Source organism: Corynebacterium sp., assembly GCF_030538285.1.
Lineage (GTDB): Bacteria > Actinomycetota > Actinomycetes > Mycobacteriales > Mycobacteriaceae > Corynebacterium.
This window is the reverse complement of record NZ_JAUNUG010000011.1, coordinates 1-15,175: the sequence shown is the minus strand read 5'-3', so window position 1 is coordinate 15,175 and position 15,175 is coordinate 1. Positions and strand designations below refer to the sequence as shown.

Here is a 15,175-nt window from a genome sequence, read left to right as displayed (position 1 = left end):
CGTGAGTGACAAGTACCGCCGCGTCCGCGACATCCAGGCCGCCCCCAGCACTGCGGGGGCCGCGTCGGCGACGCGCCAGTACGGGCCCGCCCCCATCAAGGCGATCCTGGCGATCCTGGCCATTTTGACGGTGCTGCTCTCCGGATTGGGCTACTTCGCCGTGGGCCGCCTCGGCTCCGATGTCGCCTCCGCCGGCAACCTGGCGCTCGGTGGTGGCCAGGGGCTCAAGGGGCAGGCGCAGGACGGGGCGACGGACATCCTGCTGGTCGGCTCGGATTCGCGTACCGACGCCCAGGGCAATCCCCTCTCCGACGAGGAACTTGAGCGCCTGCGCGCCGGCGTCGATGACGGCGAGGAGAACACCGACACCCTCATGGTCATCCGCGTGCCCAATGACGGATCCTCCGCCACCGCGATCTCCATCCCGCGCGATACCTATGTTGCCGATGAAGACTTCGGCAACATGAAGATCAACGGTGTCTTCGCCGCCCATAAGATCGCCAAACGCCAGGAGCTGGGCACCACCGGAAACGCCAGCGAGCGGGAGATCGAGCAGGCCGCCACCGAGTCCGGCCGCCAGGGCCTGATCGGGGCGGTGTCCGATCTCACTGGCGTGGAGGTCGACCACTATGCCGAGATCGGATTGTTCGGCTTCGTGCTGCTTACCGACGCCGTCGGCGGCGTCGAGGTCTGTCTCAACGAGGACGTGCAGGACGAGTTCTCCGGCGCGGACTTCCACGCCGGCACCCAGACCCTGGATGGCGCGCAGGCCCTCGCCTTCGTCCGCCAACGCCACGGCCTGCCCCGCGGCGACCTGGACCGCATCGTCCGCCAGCAGGCCTACATGGCCTCCCTGGTGAACAAGGTGCTGGCCGCCGGTACCCTGACCAACCCCACCAAGCTCTCCGACATGGGCACCGCCGTCGAGCGTTCCGTGGTCATCGACGACAACTGGGACATCATGTCCTTCGCCACCCAGCTGGCCAACCTGGCGGGCGGCAACGTCGTGTTCAACACCATCCCGGTGACCTCCATCGACGGTGTCGGCGATTATGGCGAATCCATCGTCACCGTCGATATCCCCACCGTCCACGCCTTCATGGATGATCTCCTCGGCCCGCTGGAAGGCTCCGAGGATGACCCCGCCCCCGCCCCCGCGGCGGAGGCCCAGCTGGCGGGCAAGGACATCCACGTCCTCAACGCCGGGGTGACCACCGGCCTGGCCGGCAACGTCGGCGGCTGGCTCAGCGAGGAGGGCTTCGACGTCGTCGAGGTCACCAACGCACTGCCCGGCATCTACACCGTCTCCCAGGTCGTCGCCGCCGATGCCAACGATCCGGATGCCCGCGCGCTGGCCGATGCCCTCGGCGGCCTCGAGGTCACCGAGAACGCCGGCCTGGACTCCGACACCCTCATCGTGGTCACCCACGACGACTGGACCGGCCCCCTGGGCGACGCCTCCCTCGTCGGTGACTCCTCCGTCGGTCCCTCCACCGGCGCGGGCGTCGGCGCCGGCGAGACCGAGACCGTGGGTACCCCGGGCTCTGATTTCGGCGAAGCCGAGGTCTCCCCCGAGATCGACGCCGGCGGCGACGGCCCGCGGTGTGTGAACTAGAGGGCTAGTCCCCCACGTACGCGATGGCGTCGATCTCCACGCTGGCGCCATAAGGCAGACGCGAGGCCTCGAGGAAGGTGCGCGCCGGACGGGCCTTAGCGAAGTGCTCCGCGAACTGCTCGTTGGCATCCTCGCGCAGGGTGATGTCGGTGACGAAGTAGGTCAGCTTCACCAGGTCTTTAAGCTCGCCACCGGCGGTGGCCAGGCGCTCGGTCATGCGGGCAAGCGCGGCGTCGAGAGCCTCTTTTCTACCCTCCACCGGCTGGTAGTTCTCATCCACGGACAAGGCCCCGGAGACGAAGATGAAATCGCCGGCGCGCTTGGCCATCGAGTAGGGGTGGTCAGGGGTCGGCTCCATAGCGGGTTCCTTTCAGGTCAGGGCGGGTGCATCCCATGATGTCCCCTTAACGTGACCTCCGCCACGGTTTACGGAAACCACCCCTGAAAAGGGACTACCGCGCGGCGGCCTCCTCGAGGTCATCGGCGTAGAAGTTGCCCCAGTACCCCTCCACCACCTCCCAGTCCTCGACGGGGCCGTGCAGCGCCAGGAGGTCATCGTTGAGGACGAAGCCCTCGTAGCCTACGAGCTCGTGGAAATGCCCGTCTTTGACGTGGTAGATCCAGGGGACGAGCGGTTCCTCGGCGTTCTGGAACGTGCCGGCGGTCATCTCGACCATCGCCAGGATCATCGACGCGTGGGTCGCCGGGACAATCACCACGTGCTTTCGGGTGGGCATGGATACGAAATAGCCGTGCTCACACTTATTGAGTTTGAGGTTCCTGCGGCAGTCGTCGATAAGCAAAGCAATCGACGGAGTCTGCCGGAAACCATGGACAATGACCCCGCCCATCTCGCGGACAATGTCGAGACCCCGCGAATACGCCTTGATCTTGGCGTTGGCCGCGGCATCGAGGATCTCCAGGTCAACGATCTCCGTGAGGTGCGACAGCGGGACCATCTGATTGGTCTCATTCTCCCGCAACACATACGTGAACACGAGGTCGTCGGTGAAGGGGAACCCGTCCAGGAAATCGGGGAGTGTATCGATCCGGTGGACCACCTTGGTCACCGTCGAAAGCACACGACGACGGTCCAGTGGAAGACGACTCCCCGGGCCGTTTCTCGCCTCCGCGATGGGAGTGAGGAGGGAGCCCCAGAAGTGGTCGAGGATCTCCCCCTCGAGCTCCTCGTCGTTGCGCTCGAGCATGGAGAGCAGTTTGTGAATACTGGCCTGGGCGCCGGCGGCGGCGTCGAGAATGATCTCGGTGTCGTCGAGGAAACGCGCATTCGGATAGAGCTCGGCGAGGCGCGCGAGGCACTCATTGTGGATACGGGTGAGACGATCGGCGGTAATAACGGACAAGATTTCCCCCTGTAGGCTCGCCCGCGCCGACTGCGCGGGGTCACCATACTTAGACTCGGAAAACGGGGGAAAGGTTCCCGGGAGGGCGGCGCCGATTCCTACCTTAGGGCCCATATATCCATTCGCCGTTGATACACATCATCATGCGCCCCTGGGAATCCTGTCCGCCGTGTTCACCGTCGACGCAGGCACCACCGGGGGAGGCAGTACCAGCCCCCTGGGCAGGTGGCCCCAATACCCACGTGTACAAGCCATTGCCCATTCCGACGCACACCAGATTTTCGCCGCTCGCACTCACCACAGGCTGCAGTGCCTGTGCCGCCGAGCACGGGGCTCCATTGGCGGGGGCTGAAGCGGGCGCAGGTGCGGGCGCGGGTTCTGACTGAGGGACCGGCCTGATTTCCTGCGGCTCCTCGGCTGGAGCCGCGGGTGTCGTGGGGTCGGCAATACGCTCGGTCGTGGTGGGTTCGGTCTGGTCCCCAGAGGTCAAGGTGAGATCGATGAATGTGTGGTCATCGTAGTGGGTGGAGGGATCCGCGAATCCGAGGAGCATAGGCTCAGCATCAGCGGGCAACATGAAAACCCACGTCATGTCCTTCGCGAACCCGGGGTTGGTGTTGTCGTTGCATTCGGGGTTTCCCGGAATGCGGAACAGCTCGTCGACCGGCTCGAACTCACGCTCGCGCTCGTCGAAAACGTTGGCCTGCACTGCAAAACCACAGGTCAGATCCCACGCTTCTGAACCAGTGTTCTCCACCTGGGTCTCTATGACGACGAATTTTCCACCGCTGTCCGGAACCGCAGTCTCGGTCGCCGCAACGTCAGCCCGTCGGTTTCTTTCCAGAACGGGACGTTCCTGCGCCTCGGTGACCCTGAGAACCGTCAATGTCACCCCTGGGGCCTCCACCGCCTCGCCGATACCGGGATACCCCTGTTGTTCGGCCGTCGGGGAAACCGTGGATTCCGCGGTAGCAGGATCATCGATGCCCGTGTCCCCCTCATCTGCGCACGACACCAGCGCGAGAGCGGTGACAAGAGCTACAACGCCCTTTTTAGCGAGTTCTTATTCATGAACACTGTCCTTTCTCCTACCCCCTCAGAATAGGTTGCAGTGCTGACACGGCCGGTTGCCTTATCGAGCAACTGTTCCCCAATCCGCTCGCCCCGCCTACAGATACACCGTCGCCAGGGATATCGTCACGATTGCGCCGACCAGGTAGTTCAGCCAGAGAAACACCCGCCAGGCGCGGTTGACGTCCTCGCAGGTCTCGTCGGTGATGTTCCAGAAGCGCAGGGTGTTGGCCACATATCCCAGGCCGGCGACTCCGACGATCCATCCCGGGGCGGACAGCAGGAACAGCAGCAGCGCAGCCACCAGGTAAGCACCAGCCGCCAGTCGCGTCACTGCGCGGGCGCCGAAGGCGGTGGCTATCGACGACAGCTCACCCTCCCGGTCCGCCTTGACGTCCTGGACCGCGCCGAGCGCGTGGCTGGCCATGCCCCACAGGAAAAAAGCGCCGACGGCCACCCAGAAAAAGCCGGGCAGTTCACCCACCCGGATGGTGGCGCCGACGATGGCGGGCGTGACGAAGTGCGCCGAGGAGGTCACCGAGTCCAGCACCGGGCGTTCCTTGAAACGCATCGGCGGGGCGGAATACGCCACGACAGCGGCCACCGACATCGTCAGCCACAACGCCGACTGCCAGGTACCGGCGGCGTACATGACCACCAGGAAAGGCAGTGTGCTCAACACCGAGGCCCACAGCAGGGGCGCGTGCATGGACTTCGGGAGCACCGCTCCCTCGACGCCGCCCTTGCGGGGGTTGCGGATGTCGGACTCGTAGTCGAAGACGTCGTTGATGCCGTACATGGCGATGTTGTACGGGATGAGGAAAAAGACGACACCGACCCAGAACAGCCAGTCGAGGTCACCTCCCACCAGCAGGTAGGCCAGGCCGAAGGGGAAGGCTGTGTTCACCCAACTGATGGGGCGGGAGGCAGCGAGAACACCGCGCAGGGTTCTCATCGTCGTCCCTTCCCCAGCCACAGCGCGGGGATGACCAGCGCGGCGAACACGGGGTAGAAGAAGTCCTCCACGGGCACCAGTCCCAGCTGGAGGCCCAGGCGTTGCTCCTCGCCGTAGCCGACGAGCTCTGCCCAGATCATGACGTTGTCGAAGATCGCGGTGAGCACCAGCAGCACGGCCATGACCAGGGCAGTCACCGCCAGTTGGCGGGGTGCCGCTTTACGACGCCACCAGGCCACCACCAACCCCACCACCAGGAAGGGAACACTGATAAGCAGGTAGGTCATGGGCTCACCTGCCTGACGCGGGCGTCGAGAAGCATCCGCGCTGCGGACGTGAGGTTGATGGTGAGATAGGTGAGGAAGAACAGGAAGATCGGCTCCTCGATGGGCATTTCTGGGGCCAACTCGATGCCCGTCATGTAGTCGGAGGCACCCCGGTAGAAGGATCCGGTGACAATCCCCAGGGCGTCCCACACGAGGAAGGCCCCCACCACGACGGCGCTGAGGATGCTGGCGCGGCGGGCGTCGTGGAAGAACGCGAGGTTCCAGCGCCAATCACACAGGACCATGCAGCCCAGGGTGACCAGCAGGATGCTCAAGTATGCGAAACTCACGCACCCACCTCCGGCAGGGCGCCGGGGCTGTCATCCCTGCGCAGACGTTTGATGACGTTCTCCGCGGAGATCAGGCACATGGGCACGCCCACCCCCGGCACCGTGGTCGCACCGGCGTAATAGAGACCTTTCACCTTGCCGGAGACGTTGCGGCCGCGAAAGAAGGCGGACTGTCGCAGCGTGTGCGCCGGGCCGATGGAACCGCCACTCCAGGCGTGATAGCGCTCGGCAAAGTCGGCGGGCCCGACGGTGTGGCGGGTGACGATGCGCTCGATAAGATCCGGGATCCCTGCCCAGTCTGCGAGCTGGGCGACGGCGGCGTCGGCAATCGCCTCGACGGCCGGCGTGCCGGACCCGCGGAATAAAGTGCCGTGGCCGAGGGATTCCGCGGCGGCGACCGGTACCAGGATGAAGAGATTCTCGTGCTCCGGCGGGGCGACACCCTCCTCGGTGGCCGAGGGCATGGAGACATAGATCGACTGGGAAGCATCCAGCGGGCGCTGCGCCTGCGGGCCGTCGAAGACAGCGGCGAAATCGGTGGACCAGTCCCTACTGAACAGCAGGTTGTGGTGGACGAGCTGCGGCAACCGGCCACGCACGCCGAGCATGACCAGCACCGTGCCGATGCCTGGATCCCGTTTGGCGAAGTACTTCTCCGGGTAGGTACGCAGCTCCGCGGGCAGGAGTCGGGTCTCGGTGTGATGCAGGTCCGCACCGGAGACGACGATGTCGGCGTGCAGTTCCTCCACCTGCCCATCGGCGGTGCGCACCCGCAGCCCTGTCGCCTGCTTATCGACGCTCGTGATCGCCGTGACTTCCGTGTTCAGCCGGATCTTCACCCCTTGCTCCAGCGCCAGGCGGTGCAGCGAGTTGACGACAGAGGTGAATCCGCCGACCGGGTAACGCACGCCCTGCACCAGGTCGGTGTGGCTCATGAGGTGGTACAGCGCCGGGGTCGATTCCGGCCTGGAAGACAGGAACACCGCCGGATAGGTGAGGATCTGACGCAGGCGGGTATCGGTGAAACGCTTATTGACGAAGTCTTCCAGCGAGCCCGTCAGCAGCCGACCGAGCCTCCCGGCGCGGGAGAGCACATCGCGGTGTACGAGGGGTTTCAGCGCCGAGAACGTGGTGTACAGGAACCGTTCCAGAGCAATCCGGTAGGAGTCCCCGGCACTGTCGAGGTAATCGCGCAGCTTTTGTCCCGCGCCGGGCTCGATCTCTTCGAACAGCGCTGCGGCCTCATCGACCCCGCTGGGCACGTCGACGGGCTGCCCACCCTCGGGGAACACCCGGTAGGCGGGGCTGAGGTCGACCAGGTCCAGCTGCTCTTCGCTGGAGGTGCCCAACAACCGGTAGAAATGCTCGAAGGCATCGGGCATGAGGTACCAGGAAGGGCCGGTGTCCCAGCGGAAACCGGGCCACTGCTCCACGGTGAGATCCCCGGCGCGCCCGCCGACGGTGTCGAGCTTCTCGACGACCGTCACCTGGTACCCCTCCTGCCCCAGCAGGGCGGCGGTGGCCAGACCGGCGACGCCGGCTCCGATGACAAGGGCGGTACGAGTCATGAACGTCCTTCTTTCATACGGGAGGAGCGGGCCACGGCCTTCGCCAGGATCGCGGCCTTGGTCCGCCGGGGCACGCTGATGCGCCGGGTGAGTAGCTCGGCGGCGGGGGTGGCGTCGATACGCTCATTGAGCTCGGCGAAGAGGTTGGTGGCGGCCAGGACCCCGGCGCGCGCTGTCGGTGGGAGGAGGGGGATGACGGAGCGGGCGTCGATAAGCTCGCTTCTGATCTCGGCGACGAGCCGGGCCTTATCGCCCTCCGTGAGTGAAGTGATATCGACTCCGGGGAAATAGCTGCGTCCCAGCACGCTGGCATCCTCGTGCAGGTCACGGAGGAAGTTGACCTTCTGGAACGCCGAGCCCAGGGAGCGGGCGCCGGCCTCCAGGCGCGCGCGCTCCGCATCCGACACCGGGTGGTCCACGAGGAAGGCCTGCAGGCACAGCAGGCCGATGACCTCGGCCGAACCGTAGACGTAATCCTCGAAACTGCCCTGGTCGTGGCTGGACTGATTGAGATCGCGGCGCATGGAGGAGAAGAATGCGCGCACGTGCGCGGGGTCGAAATCACAACGCCGCGCCGTCTGCGCATAGGCGTGCAACACCGGGTCAACGTGGAAGCGGTGCTGTGGGGCGGCGAGGACGGCGGCCTCGTAATCGTCGAGCAGCTGCTCGCATTCGGTGTGGCTGACACCGGCAGCCTCGACGGTGCCGTCGACGATCTCATCGGCGATACGCACCATGGCGTAAAGGTTGCGGATGTCACGCCGCACGCTCGGGGACAACAGCCCCGTCGCCAGGGAAAAACTCGTGGAATAGGAGGAGATGACCTTATGCGCCGCGCGCACCGCCATGCGGTCATAGCGGCGGAGGTAATCGAACTCAGGCATAAGTACGCAGCATCCCTTCGATCCGGTCGGTCACAACATGCAGATCATCCCTGATCCCGGGTTCCAGCACTGCCTTGTCAATGAGGGTTCGCGCCACATCCAGATGGGCCTGCCCCTCCCCCACCACAGCGGCCGCGACCTCTGCCAGGCGGAGGGGATCGGTGTCAGCACCGGCCTCCATACGCATCGTCATGAGGGTCGCACGCCCGTGAAGGACATCGCCGCCAGCGAGCTTCCCGGTCTCCACGGACTGTCCGATCGTGCCCGCGATATCGTCGGCAGCCTGGTATGCGCGGCCCAGCTCCCGGGCGATGGGCTCCATGGGGGCGGGGTCACGGCCCGCCGCCAGTGCCCCCAGTTTCAGGGGCGCCCCGAAGCTGTAATCCGCGGTCTTGAGGTGGTTGCTCAGGCGCACGAGCTCGGGATCAGGATTATCCGCCACCGAGTGCGCGATATCGAGGATCTCCCCGACGATGGTCTGCTGCGCAGCGGAGTTGAGGATGCTCAAGGCCCGACGCACCAGAGTGTCATCGAGGTCGGAGTTGATGAGAATTCCGATCGCACTATTGAGCCCCAAGTCACCGGCGGTGATGGCGATGGAGGTGCCCAGGTGCGCGTTGTCGAACTCATCGCGGACGGCGGCGTGGACGGTGGGGTGTCCGCGGCGGGTGTCATCGCGGTCGATGATGTCGTCGTGGATGAGAAACGCCCCGTGGATCATGTCGACGCACGCACCGAACACCGTCGCGGCCTGCAGCTGCGCGCCCGTCACCTGACCGGCAGAGATGTGCACCAGCCGGGCCCGCAGATGCTTACCGCCCAGCGCGAAGGTAGCCACCCCCTGGTTGGCGTGCTCCAGCAGGCGGGAGCTGCTCGGGGCGAGCGTGCTTATGTGCGCCACGTAGTCATTGAGCAGCGCCATGCTGCCGGCGACACGGTCCTCGAGGTTCATGCCAGAACCTGCTGCACCCGCTCGCCGAGCAGCCCGCGGGCCGCGAGTCGGCGATGAGGTGGGTGGTGACGCCAGGCACGCAGGATGGTGTGCATGCCGCGGCGGAAACGCCGGACTATCTGGCGGGTTCCCATCAGTGCGCGGGCGTCCATGTCGAGGGTGAGGTCCGGCTGAAACCAGACGGTCTCCTCCGTGCGCACCTCAAAAGACATCTGCATGTCCTCATGGGATTCGGTATCGGAAGAATCCAGGCGCTCCCTAACGTTCTGCCACCACTCGCGGCGCACCGAATAGTTCGTGCCGAACAGCGGATAGTGGCCCAAGGCCGAGCCGACGCTGCGGCGATAGGCGGTGAGGTAGGCAGTGCTGGCGAGATGCCCGGCCCAACCCGGGATCTCAAAACGCGCCACCCCGGTCACGCCGATGACCCGGCGGCCCGGGGATCGCTCTGCGGCGTCCCACGCGGCGTGGAGGCGAGTGAGGTAGTCGGCGGGGGCGATGACATCAGCGTCGATGCGCGCGAGAATGTCGCCGCTGGCGGCATCAAAACCGGAATGGGTGGCCCATGTGATTCCACGGCGGGGTTCTTCCAGGACAATCGCGCCAGCCTGACGTGCTACCTCGGCGGAATCATCAGTGGAGCCGTTGTCCACGACGATGACCTCATCCGGTGCGGTCTCCTGTGCAGCTAGTGACGCCAGGCAGCGGCGCAGCAAAGAGGCATCGTTCAAGCAGGGGATGACGATGCTGATTGTGCGGGATCGAGGCACGCGAGGAACCTTACTTGTCTCCATAAACTCGGCGGGTTGGCAACTACGCTACGCGAAATCAACGTATAGCGAAGTATTCATGCGACACGTTTTCTGCCTTCTGCCTACGATGGGACGGCATGGAGCTTCTCGCACACCTGCTTCGGACCGACCCCTCGACCCCGCGCCTGACCGTCTACAACGAAACAACCGGCGCCCGCCTCGACTTCTCCGCCGTCACGCTGGACAACTGGGCGGCAAAGGTCGGCAACATGCTCATCGAGGAACTCGACCTTGACTCCTCCTCCCGCATCATCATCGATCTGCCCGTCAGCTGGCAGTCCGCGGCGATCGTGCTCGGGGCACTGGCCGCCGAAGTTGATTGGGGCTTCAGCGGGGAGGGCGACGTGGTGTTCACCTCCCCCGCCGCATTCGACCGCTGGGCCGGGCAGGGGCGCGACATCGTCCTAGTAACCGACGATCCCTTCGGACGTGGCGTCGTCGAATCCGGTCTCGAACTTCCCGCCGGCGCCATCGACTTCGGCCCCACCGTCCGCTTCTATGGCGATGATTTCTTCGGCCCCGCCCCGGCCCTGATCGACGTTGTGCCCGCAAGCACCGCCCCCGAGCGCGTCCTGTCCACCGGCTGGACTTCCGAAGACGGCCTGGTGGAGGCCGTATTGGCGCCGCTATCGGTCGGGGGCTCGGCAGTCGTCGTCGCCGGGATGGTCGACGCCGAGCGCCTGGAGGAGATCGCCGCCGCGGAGAAGGTCACCGCGCGGCTGTAGTAGCTGCCTGCGTGCGGGCTGCCGGGCCACTCCCAGGCTCACAAACAGAGCAGCTCGACAGGCCTCACCTGCGGGCGCTGACGCTTAGAACATGACGACGGCTCCGACCAGGATCAGAACGAGCCACAAGTAGGGACGATCAGCAGAATAGCGACACTTGGTCGCACTGCCGTGTTGTTTAACCGGACAACGGGTGGAGTACTGACACATCCTGGATCTTCTCCTCGGGACTGATGTATTAAGGACGACGGTGAACTCCTGAACTCGCGTCCATGAGCCCGACCATCTCCATCACATCAGGCGACTGTGCACGCCAACCCGGCACAAAAGTGAGCCATTGCCATCGCCGATTGGCCTCACTTTTGCTCCCCCCCGAGTTCTGACGTACCCCGATGCGTGTGCCCGCCACCTCTTCTCCTGGGCTTTTGGCACCGTACGTGCGTAAAGGTACGCCACGACGCGCTAATGTGGTGCACCGCTCCATCCTCTGCTTTTACTCGCCACCTCCGGCCCTGCTTCACCCCACGGTGTTATCGTCAATCACATGGCAACGGTCACATTTGACAAGGTGTCCATCCGCTACCCTGGCGCTGAGCGCCCGACGGTCCAGGATCTGGATCTGGAGATCGCGGACGGTGAGTTTCTCGTGCTGGTGGGCCCCTCGGGCTGCGGTAAGTCGACGACTTTGCGTGCGTTGGCTGGCCTGGAGCCTGTGGACTCCGGTCACCTGCTCATCGATGGCAAGGACGTCACCGGAGTGGAGCCGGGTGACCGGGACATCGCGATGGTGTTTCAGAACTACGCCCTGTACCCGCATCTGAGCGTGGCGAAGAACATGGGTTTCGCGCTGAAGTTGGCGAAGATGCCTTCGGCGGAGATCAATAAGCGGGTACAGAACGCCGCGGAAATGCTCGGCCTGGAGGAGTTCCTGGACCGCAAGCCGAAGGATCTCTCCGGTGGCCAGCGCCAGCGCGTGGCCATGGGGCGGGCGATCGTGCGGGACCCGAAGGTCTTCCTCATGGATGAGCCCCTGTCGAACCTCGACGCGAAGCTGCGCGTGCAGACCCGCGCGGAGCTGGCTGCCTTGCAGCGCCGCCTGGGCACCACCACCGTCTATGTCACCCATGATCAGGTGGAGGCCATGACCATGGGGGATCGCGTGGCGGTGCTCAAGGATGGCATCCTCCAGCAGGTCGCTCCGCCGCGGGAGCTTTACGACGCCCCCGTCAACGAGTTCGTCGCCGGTTTCATCGGCTCCCCGTCGATGAACCTGTTTCCCGGTGACGGTGTCACTTTGGGGGTGCGGCCGGAGGCGATGGAGGTCGGCGTCGAGAAGCAGGGGTGGGTGAGCAAGCACGGAACGGTGGACCTCGTGGAGGAGCTGGGCTCGGAATCCTATGTCTACGCCTCGAGTGAGGGTGTGCGCTTGGTCGCGCGGCTCGGTGATCAGCCGGTGCCGGCACGCGGGGAGGCCGTGACCTTCTCCTTCGATCCGGCACGCGCGCATCGCTTCGACCCCGAAACCGGCCTCCGCCTCTGAGATTCACCCCCGGCAGGGGGTGATCCCGGACAAATCACACCTACGTTATTACCTGGATCACTACATTGAGGGACATCCGATGCTCCCGAAAGGTGAACCACAGATGAATATTGCATTGAAGCGCCCGGGCCGTTCCCTGGCTGCCATCGCCATCGTCTCCACCGTCGTCCTCGCCGGCTGTGCCGACGGCGGCGACACCGACGAGACCACCACGGCCACCGCCACCGACACGGCCACCACCACCGCCACCGAGGCGGCCTCTGACTCGGAGGAGGGCCGCGGCCCGATCACCTTCGCGATGGGCAAGAACGATACGGACAAGATCACCCCGATCATTGAGAAGTGGAACGCCGCCAACCCGGACGAGGAGGTCACCCTCTCCGAGCTCGCCGGTGAGGCCGACGCCCAGCGCGAGACCCTCGTGCAGTCCCTGCAGGCCGGCAACTCCGACTACGACGTCATGGCCCTGGATGTCATCTGGACCGCCGACTTCGCCGCCAACCAGTGGCTCGCCCCGCTGACCGGCGCCCTCGAGGTGGACACCTCTGACCTGCTGCAGTCCACCGTGGACTCCGCCACCTACAACGGCACCCTCTACGCGCTGCCGCAGAACACCAACGGCCAGCTGCTGTTCCGCAACACCGAGATCATCCCGGAGGCCCCGTCCAACTGGGCCGAGCTCGAGGCCTCCTGCGCCGACATCGAGGGCGACTGCCTCACCCTGCAGCTCAAGCAGTACGAGGGCCTGACCGTCAACACCGTCGGCTTCATGGAGGGCTGGGGCGGTTCCGTGCTCGACGACGCCGGCGAGGTCACCGTCGACTCCGACGCCTCCAAGGAAGGCCTGCAGGCCCTGGTTGATGCCTACGACAACGGCACCATCGCTTCCGCGTCGACCTCCGCCACCGAGGAGGAGACCAACCTCGCCTTCGTCGGCGGGGACACCGCGTACGCCATCAACTGGCCGTACATGTTCACCAACGCCGAGGATGAGACCTCCGAGATCGCGGGCAACTTCGAGGTCCAGCCGCTGGTCGGCAAGGACGGTGTCGGTGTCTCCACCCTGGGTGGCTACAACAACGGCATCAACATCAACTCGGAGAACAAGCAGACCGCACTGGACTTCATCAAGTTCATCATCAACGAGGAGAACCAGACCTCCTTCGCTGAGGCTTCCTTCCCGCCGGTCCTGGCCTCCATCTACGATGACGAGTCCCTGGTCGAGCAGTTCCCGTACCTGCCGGCTCTCAAGGAGTCCCTGGAGAACGCCGCACCGCGTCCGGTCTCCCCGTTCTACACCGCCATCTCCAAGGCCGTGCAGGACAACGCCTACGCCGCACTGACTGCCGGCAAGTCCGTCGATGACGCGACCGCCGACATGAAGGCCGCGATTGAGCAGGCCTCCAACTAGGGCTCGCGCGAGCGTCGATAAGCAACACCACGAAGACCTGCCCCCTCGGGCGGGTCTTTTGTGGTTTCGTGTGAAGTAACACTTTCCTCAAAGGAGCCGCACATGAATACCCGTGCCGGTCAGGCGCGTTCGGCAGCCTGGCTGATCGCCCCCGCGCTCATCGTCTTGGCCATCGTCATCGGCTACCCGATTCTGCGGGCGATCTTCTTATCTTTCCAGGCGGACCGCGCCCTCGACCCCGCTACAGGGTTGTTCGTCGAGGGTGGTTTCGCAGGATTCGACCACTACCTCTACTGGCTGTCGAATCGGTGCATGTCCCCCTCCGGTAACGTGTCCACCTGCCCGCCGGGTGTGCTGGCCACCGACTTCTGGCCGGCGGTGCGCATCACCTTGTTCTTCACGGTGGTCACCGTCACCCTGGAAACCATCCTCGGCATGTTCATGGCCCTGGTGATGAACCGGGAATTCCGCGGCCGCGGCTTCGTCCGCGCCGCCGTGCTCATCCCGTGGGCGATCCCCACCGCCGTCACCGCGAAGCTGTGGCAGTTCATCTTCGCTGACCGAGGCATCGTCAACTCCCTGTTCGACACCTCGATCTCGTGGACCACCGATCCCTGGGCGGCACGCTCCGCCGTCATCATCGCCGACGTGTGGAAGACCGCCCCCTTCATGGCGCTGCTCATCCTCGCCGGGCTGCAGATGATCCCGAAGGACGTCTACGAGGCCGCGCGTGTCGACGGCGCCTCCCGCTGGCAGCAGTTCTGGCAGATCACGATGCCGTTGGTCAAGCCGGCGCTCATGGTCGCAGTGCTGTTCCGCACCCTCGACGCGCTGCGCATGTACGACCTGCCGGTCATCATGATCTCCGCGTCCTCCAACTCCCCCACCGCCACTATCTCCCAGCTGGTGGTCGAGGACATGCGGCAGAACAACTTCAACTCCGCCTCCGCCCTATCGACGCTCATCTTCCTGCTCATCTTCGCGGTGGCGTTCATCATGATCCGCTTCCTCGGAGCCGATGTCTCCGGGCAACGCGGCGTCAAGGGCAGGAAGATCCCTGGGGCGAAGAAGCGTAAACAGGTCAAGATGCAAGAAGAGGAGGTCGTGGCATGAGGCGCGCAACGCTGTGGCACTACCTGGGAGTGCTGTTCATCATGTTCTGGGGCCTGGCGCCCTTCTACTGGATGGTCATCGTCGCCCTGCGTGACAAGCGCTACACCTTCGACACCACCCCGTGGCCCACGCACGTCACCCTGGAGAACTTCTCCGACGCCTTGGCCACCGATAAGGGCAATGATTTCCTCGGGGCGATCGGCAACTCGCTGCTCATCTCCGTCGCAACGACCTCACTGGCGGTCATGGTCGGCGTGTTCACCGCCTACGCCCTGGCCCGGCTGAACTTCCCAGGCAAGGGCGTGGTCACCGGCATCATCCTCGCCGCGTCCATGTTCCCGGGCATCGCCCTGGTCACCCCGCTGTTCCAGCTGTTCGGTGACCTGGGGTGGATCGGCACCTACCGAGCGATGATCATCCCGAACATCTCCTTCGCACTGCCGTTGACCATCTACACCCTGGTCTCCTTCTTCCGGCAGCTGCCCTGGGAGTTGGAGGAGGCCGCGCGTGTCGACGGCGCCTCCCGCGGCCAGGCCTTCCGCCTCGTCC

The 15,175-nt window shown here is 65.0% G+C and carries 16 protein-coding genes; 6 read left to right on the top strand and 10 right to left on the bottom strand.

From position 1 onward, the window contains the following. The first annotated feature begins 1 nt into the window (after window position 1). Window positions 2-1,615, top strand: a complete 1,614-nt coding sequence (locus tag Q4G50_RS05355) for an LCP family protein (RefSeq protein WP_303376619.1) — start codon at window positions 2-4, stop codon at window positions 1,613-1,615. Between the two features lie 4 nt (window positions 1,616-1,619). On the opposite strand, the gene Q4G50_RS05350 is transcribed toward Q4G50_RS05355, so the two are convergent. The 10 genes from Q4G50_RS05350 to Q4G50_RS05305 all read right to left on the bottom strand — a co-directional run bounded on the left by Q4G50_RS05350 (window position 1,620) and on the right by Q4G50_RS05305 (window position 9,795). Beyond that, complete coding sequence (locus tag Q4G50_RS05350) at window positions 1,620-1,973, bottom strand: RidA family protein (RefSeq protein ID WP_303376618.1); 354 nt, start codon at window positions 1,971-1,973, stop codon at window positions 1,620-1,622. Window positions 1,974-2,067: 94 nt separating this feature from the next. Then, window positions 2,068-2,979, bottom strand: coding sequence for a hypothetical protein (locus Q4G50_RS05345; protein ID WP_303376617.1), 912 nt, complete (start codon window positions 2,977-2,979; stop codon window positions 2,068-2,070). A gap of 103 nt (window positions 2,980-3,082) precedes the next feature. Next, the gene (locus tag Q4G50_RS05340; protein ID WP_303376616.1) at window positions 3,083-3,871 is read right to left on the bottom strand and encodes a hypothetical protein; all 789 of its coding nucleotides are present in this window, start codon (window positions 3,869-3,871) and stop codon (window positions 3,083-3,085) included. A gap of 276 nt (window positions 3,872-4,147) precedes the next feature. Further along, the gene (locus Q4G50_RS05335) at window positions 4,148-5,005 is read right to left on the bottom strand and encodes a prenyltransferase (protein ID WP_303376615.1); all 858 of its coding nucleotides are present in this window, start codon (window positions 5,003-5,005) and stop codon (window positions 4,148-4,150) included. Next, window positions 5,002-5,292, bottom strand: a complete 291-nt coding sequence (locus tag Q4G50_RS05330; protein ID WP_303376614.1) for a lycopene cyclase domain-containing protein — start codon at window positions 5,290-5,292, stop codon at window positions 5,002-5,004. The genes Q4G50_RS05335 and Q4G50_RS05330 overlap by 4 nt, the downstream gene beginning before the upstream one ends. Further along, window positions 5,289-5,621 carry a lycopene cyclase domain-containing protein gene (locus Q4G50_RS05325; protein WP_303376613.1) on the bottom strand — a complete coding sequence of 111 codons (333 nt, stop codon included), beginning with the start codon at window positions 5,619-5,621 and terminating at the stop codon, window positions 5,289-5,291. The genes Q4G50_RS05330 and Q4G50_RS05325 overlap by 4 nt, the downstream gene beginning before the upstream one ends. Next, window positions 5,618-7,189 carry a phytoene desaturase family protein gene (crtI, locus tag Q4G50_RS05320; protein ID WP_303376612.1) on the bottom strand — a complete coding sequence of 524 codons (1,572 nt, stop codon included), beginning with the start codon at window positions 7,187-7,189 and terminating at the stop codon, window positions 5,618-5,620. The genes Q4G50_RS05325 and crtI overlap by 4 nt, the downstream gene beginning before the upstream one ends. Next, window positions 7,186-8,073, bottom strand: a complete 888-nt coding sequence (locus tag Q4G50_RS05315) for a phytoene/squalene synthase family protein (protein ID WP_303376611.1) — start codon at window positions 8,071-8,073, stop codon at window positions 7,186-7,188. Before Q4G50_RS05315 ends, crtI begins: the two co-directional genes overlap by 4 nt. Continuing rightward, the gene (locus Q4G50_RS05310) at window positions 8,066-9,025 is read right to left on the bottom strand and encodes a polyprenyl synthetase family protein (protein WP_303376610.1); all 960 of its coding nucleotides are present in this window, start codon (window positions 9,023-9,025) and stop codon (window positions 8,066-8,068) included. Before Q4G50_RS05310 ends, Q4G50_RS05315 begins: the two co-directional genes overlap by 8 nt. Beyond that, window positions 9,022-9,795, bottom strand: coding sequence for a glycosyltransferase family A protein (locus Q4G50_RS05305; RefSeq protein ID WP_303376609.1), 774 nt, complete (start codon window positions 9,793-9,795; stop codon window positions 9,022-9,024). The genes Q4G50_RS05310 and Q4G50_RS05305 overlap by 4 nt, the downstream gene beginning before the upstream one ends. 119 nt (window positions 9,796-9,914) lie before the next feature. Here Q4G50_RS05305 and Q4G50_RS05300 point away from each other — a divergent pair, with 119 nt between their 5' ends. From Q4G50_RS05300 to Q4G50_RS05280, 5 genes are all read left to right on the top strand, one after another. After that, window positions 9,915-10,562, top strand: coding sequence for a TIGR03089 family protein (locus Q4G50_RS05300; protein ID WP_303376608.1), 648 nt, complete (start codon window positions 9,915-9,917; stop codon window positions 10,560-10,562). 544 nt (window positions 10,563-11,106) lie between these two features. Continuing rightward, the gene (locus tag Q4G50_RS05295; RefSeq protein ID WP_303376607.1) at window positions 11,107-12,102 is read left to right on the top strand and encodes an ABC transporter ATP-binding protein; all 996 of its coding nucleotides are present in this window, start codon (window positions 11,107-11,109) and stop codon (window positions 12,100-12,102) included. A 103-nt stretch (window positions 12,103-12,205) separates the two neighbouring features. Then, window positions 12,206-13,513 (top strand): ABC transporter substrate-binding protein, encoded by a 1,308-nt coding sequence (locus tag Q4G50_RS05290; protein WP_303376606.1) that lies wholly within the window; start codon window positions 12,206-12,208, stop codon window positions 13,511-13,513. 102 nt (window positions 13,514-13,615) lie between these two features. After that, the gene (locus tag Q4G50_RS05285; protein ID WP_303376605.1) at window positions 13,616-14,626 is read left to right on the top strand and encodes a carbohydrate ABC transporter permease; all 1,011 of its coding nucleotides are present in this window, start codon (window positions 13,616-13,618) and stop codon (window positions 14,624-14,626) included. Continuing rightward, window positions 14,623-15,175: carbohydrate ABC transporter permease (locus tag Q4G50_RS05280; protein WP_303376604.1), on the top strand; the 553-nt coding region annotated here is incomplete at its 3' end. The genes Q4G50_RS05285 and Q4G50_RS05280, both read left to right, overlap by 4 nt.

What these genes read in the sequence shown, in the direction of transcription:
- crtI (WP_303376612.1), bottom strand. Translation starts at nt 7,189, where the DNA reads ATGACTCGTACCGCCCTTGTCATCGGAGCCGGCGTCGCCGGTCTGGCC.
- Q4G50_RS05315 (WP_303376611.1), bottom strand. Translation starts at nt 8,073, where the DNA reads ATGCCTGAGTTCGATTACCTCCGCCGCTATGACCGCATGGCGGTGCGC.
- Q4G50_RS05290 (WP_303376606.1), top strand. Translation starts at nt 12,206, where the DNA reads ATGAATATTGCATTGAAGCGCCCGGGCCGTTCCCTGGCTGCCATCGCC.
- Q4G50_RS05350 (WP_303376618.1), bottom strand. Translation starts at nt 1,973, where the DNA reads ATGGAGCCGACCCCTGACCACCCCTACTCGATGGCCAAGCGCGCCGGC.
- Q4G50_RS05335 (WP_303376615.1), bottom strand. Translation starts at nt 5,005, where the DNA reads ATGAGAACCCTGCGCGGTGTTCTCGCTGCCTCCCGCCCCATCAGTTGG.
- Q4G50_RS05285 (WP_303376605.1), top strand. Translation starts at nt 13,616, where the DNA reads ATGAATACCCGTGCCGGTCAGGCGCGTTCGGCAGCCTGGCTGATCGCC.
- Q4G50_RS05330 (WP_303376614.1), bottom strand. Translation starts at nt 5,292, where the DNA reads ATGACCTACCTGCTTATCAGTGTTCCCTTCCTGGTGGTGGGGTTGGTG.
- Q4G50_RS05300 (WP_303376608.1), top strand. Translation starts at nt 9,915, where the DNA reads ATGGAGCTTCTCGCACACCTGCTTCGGACCGACCCCTCGACCCCGCGC.
- Q4G50_RS05295 (WP_303376607.1), top strand. Translation starts at nt 11,107, where the DNA reads ATGGCAACGGTCACATTTGACAAGGTGTCCATCCGCTACCCTGGCGCT.
- Q4G50_RS05310 (WP_303376610.1), bottom strand. Translation starts at nt 9,025, where the DNA reads ATGAACCTCGAGGACCGTGTCGCCGGCAGCATGGCGCTGCTCAATGAC.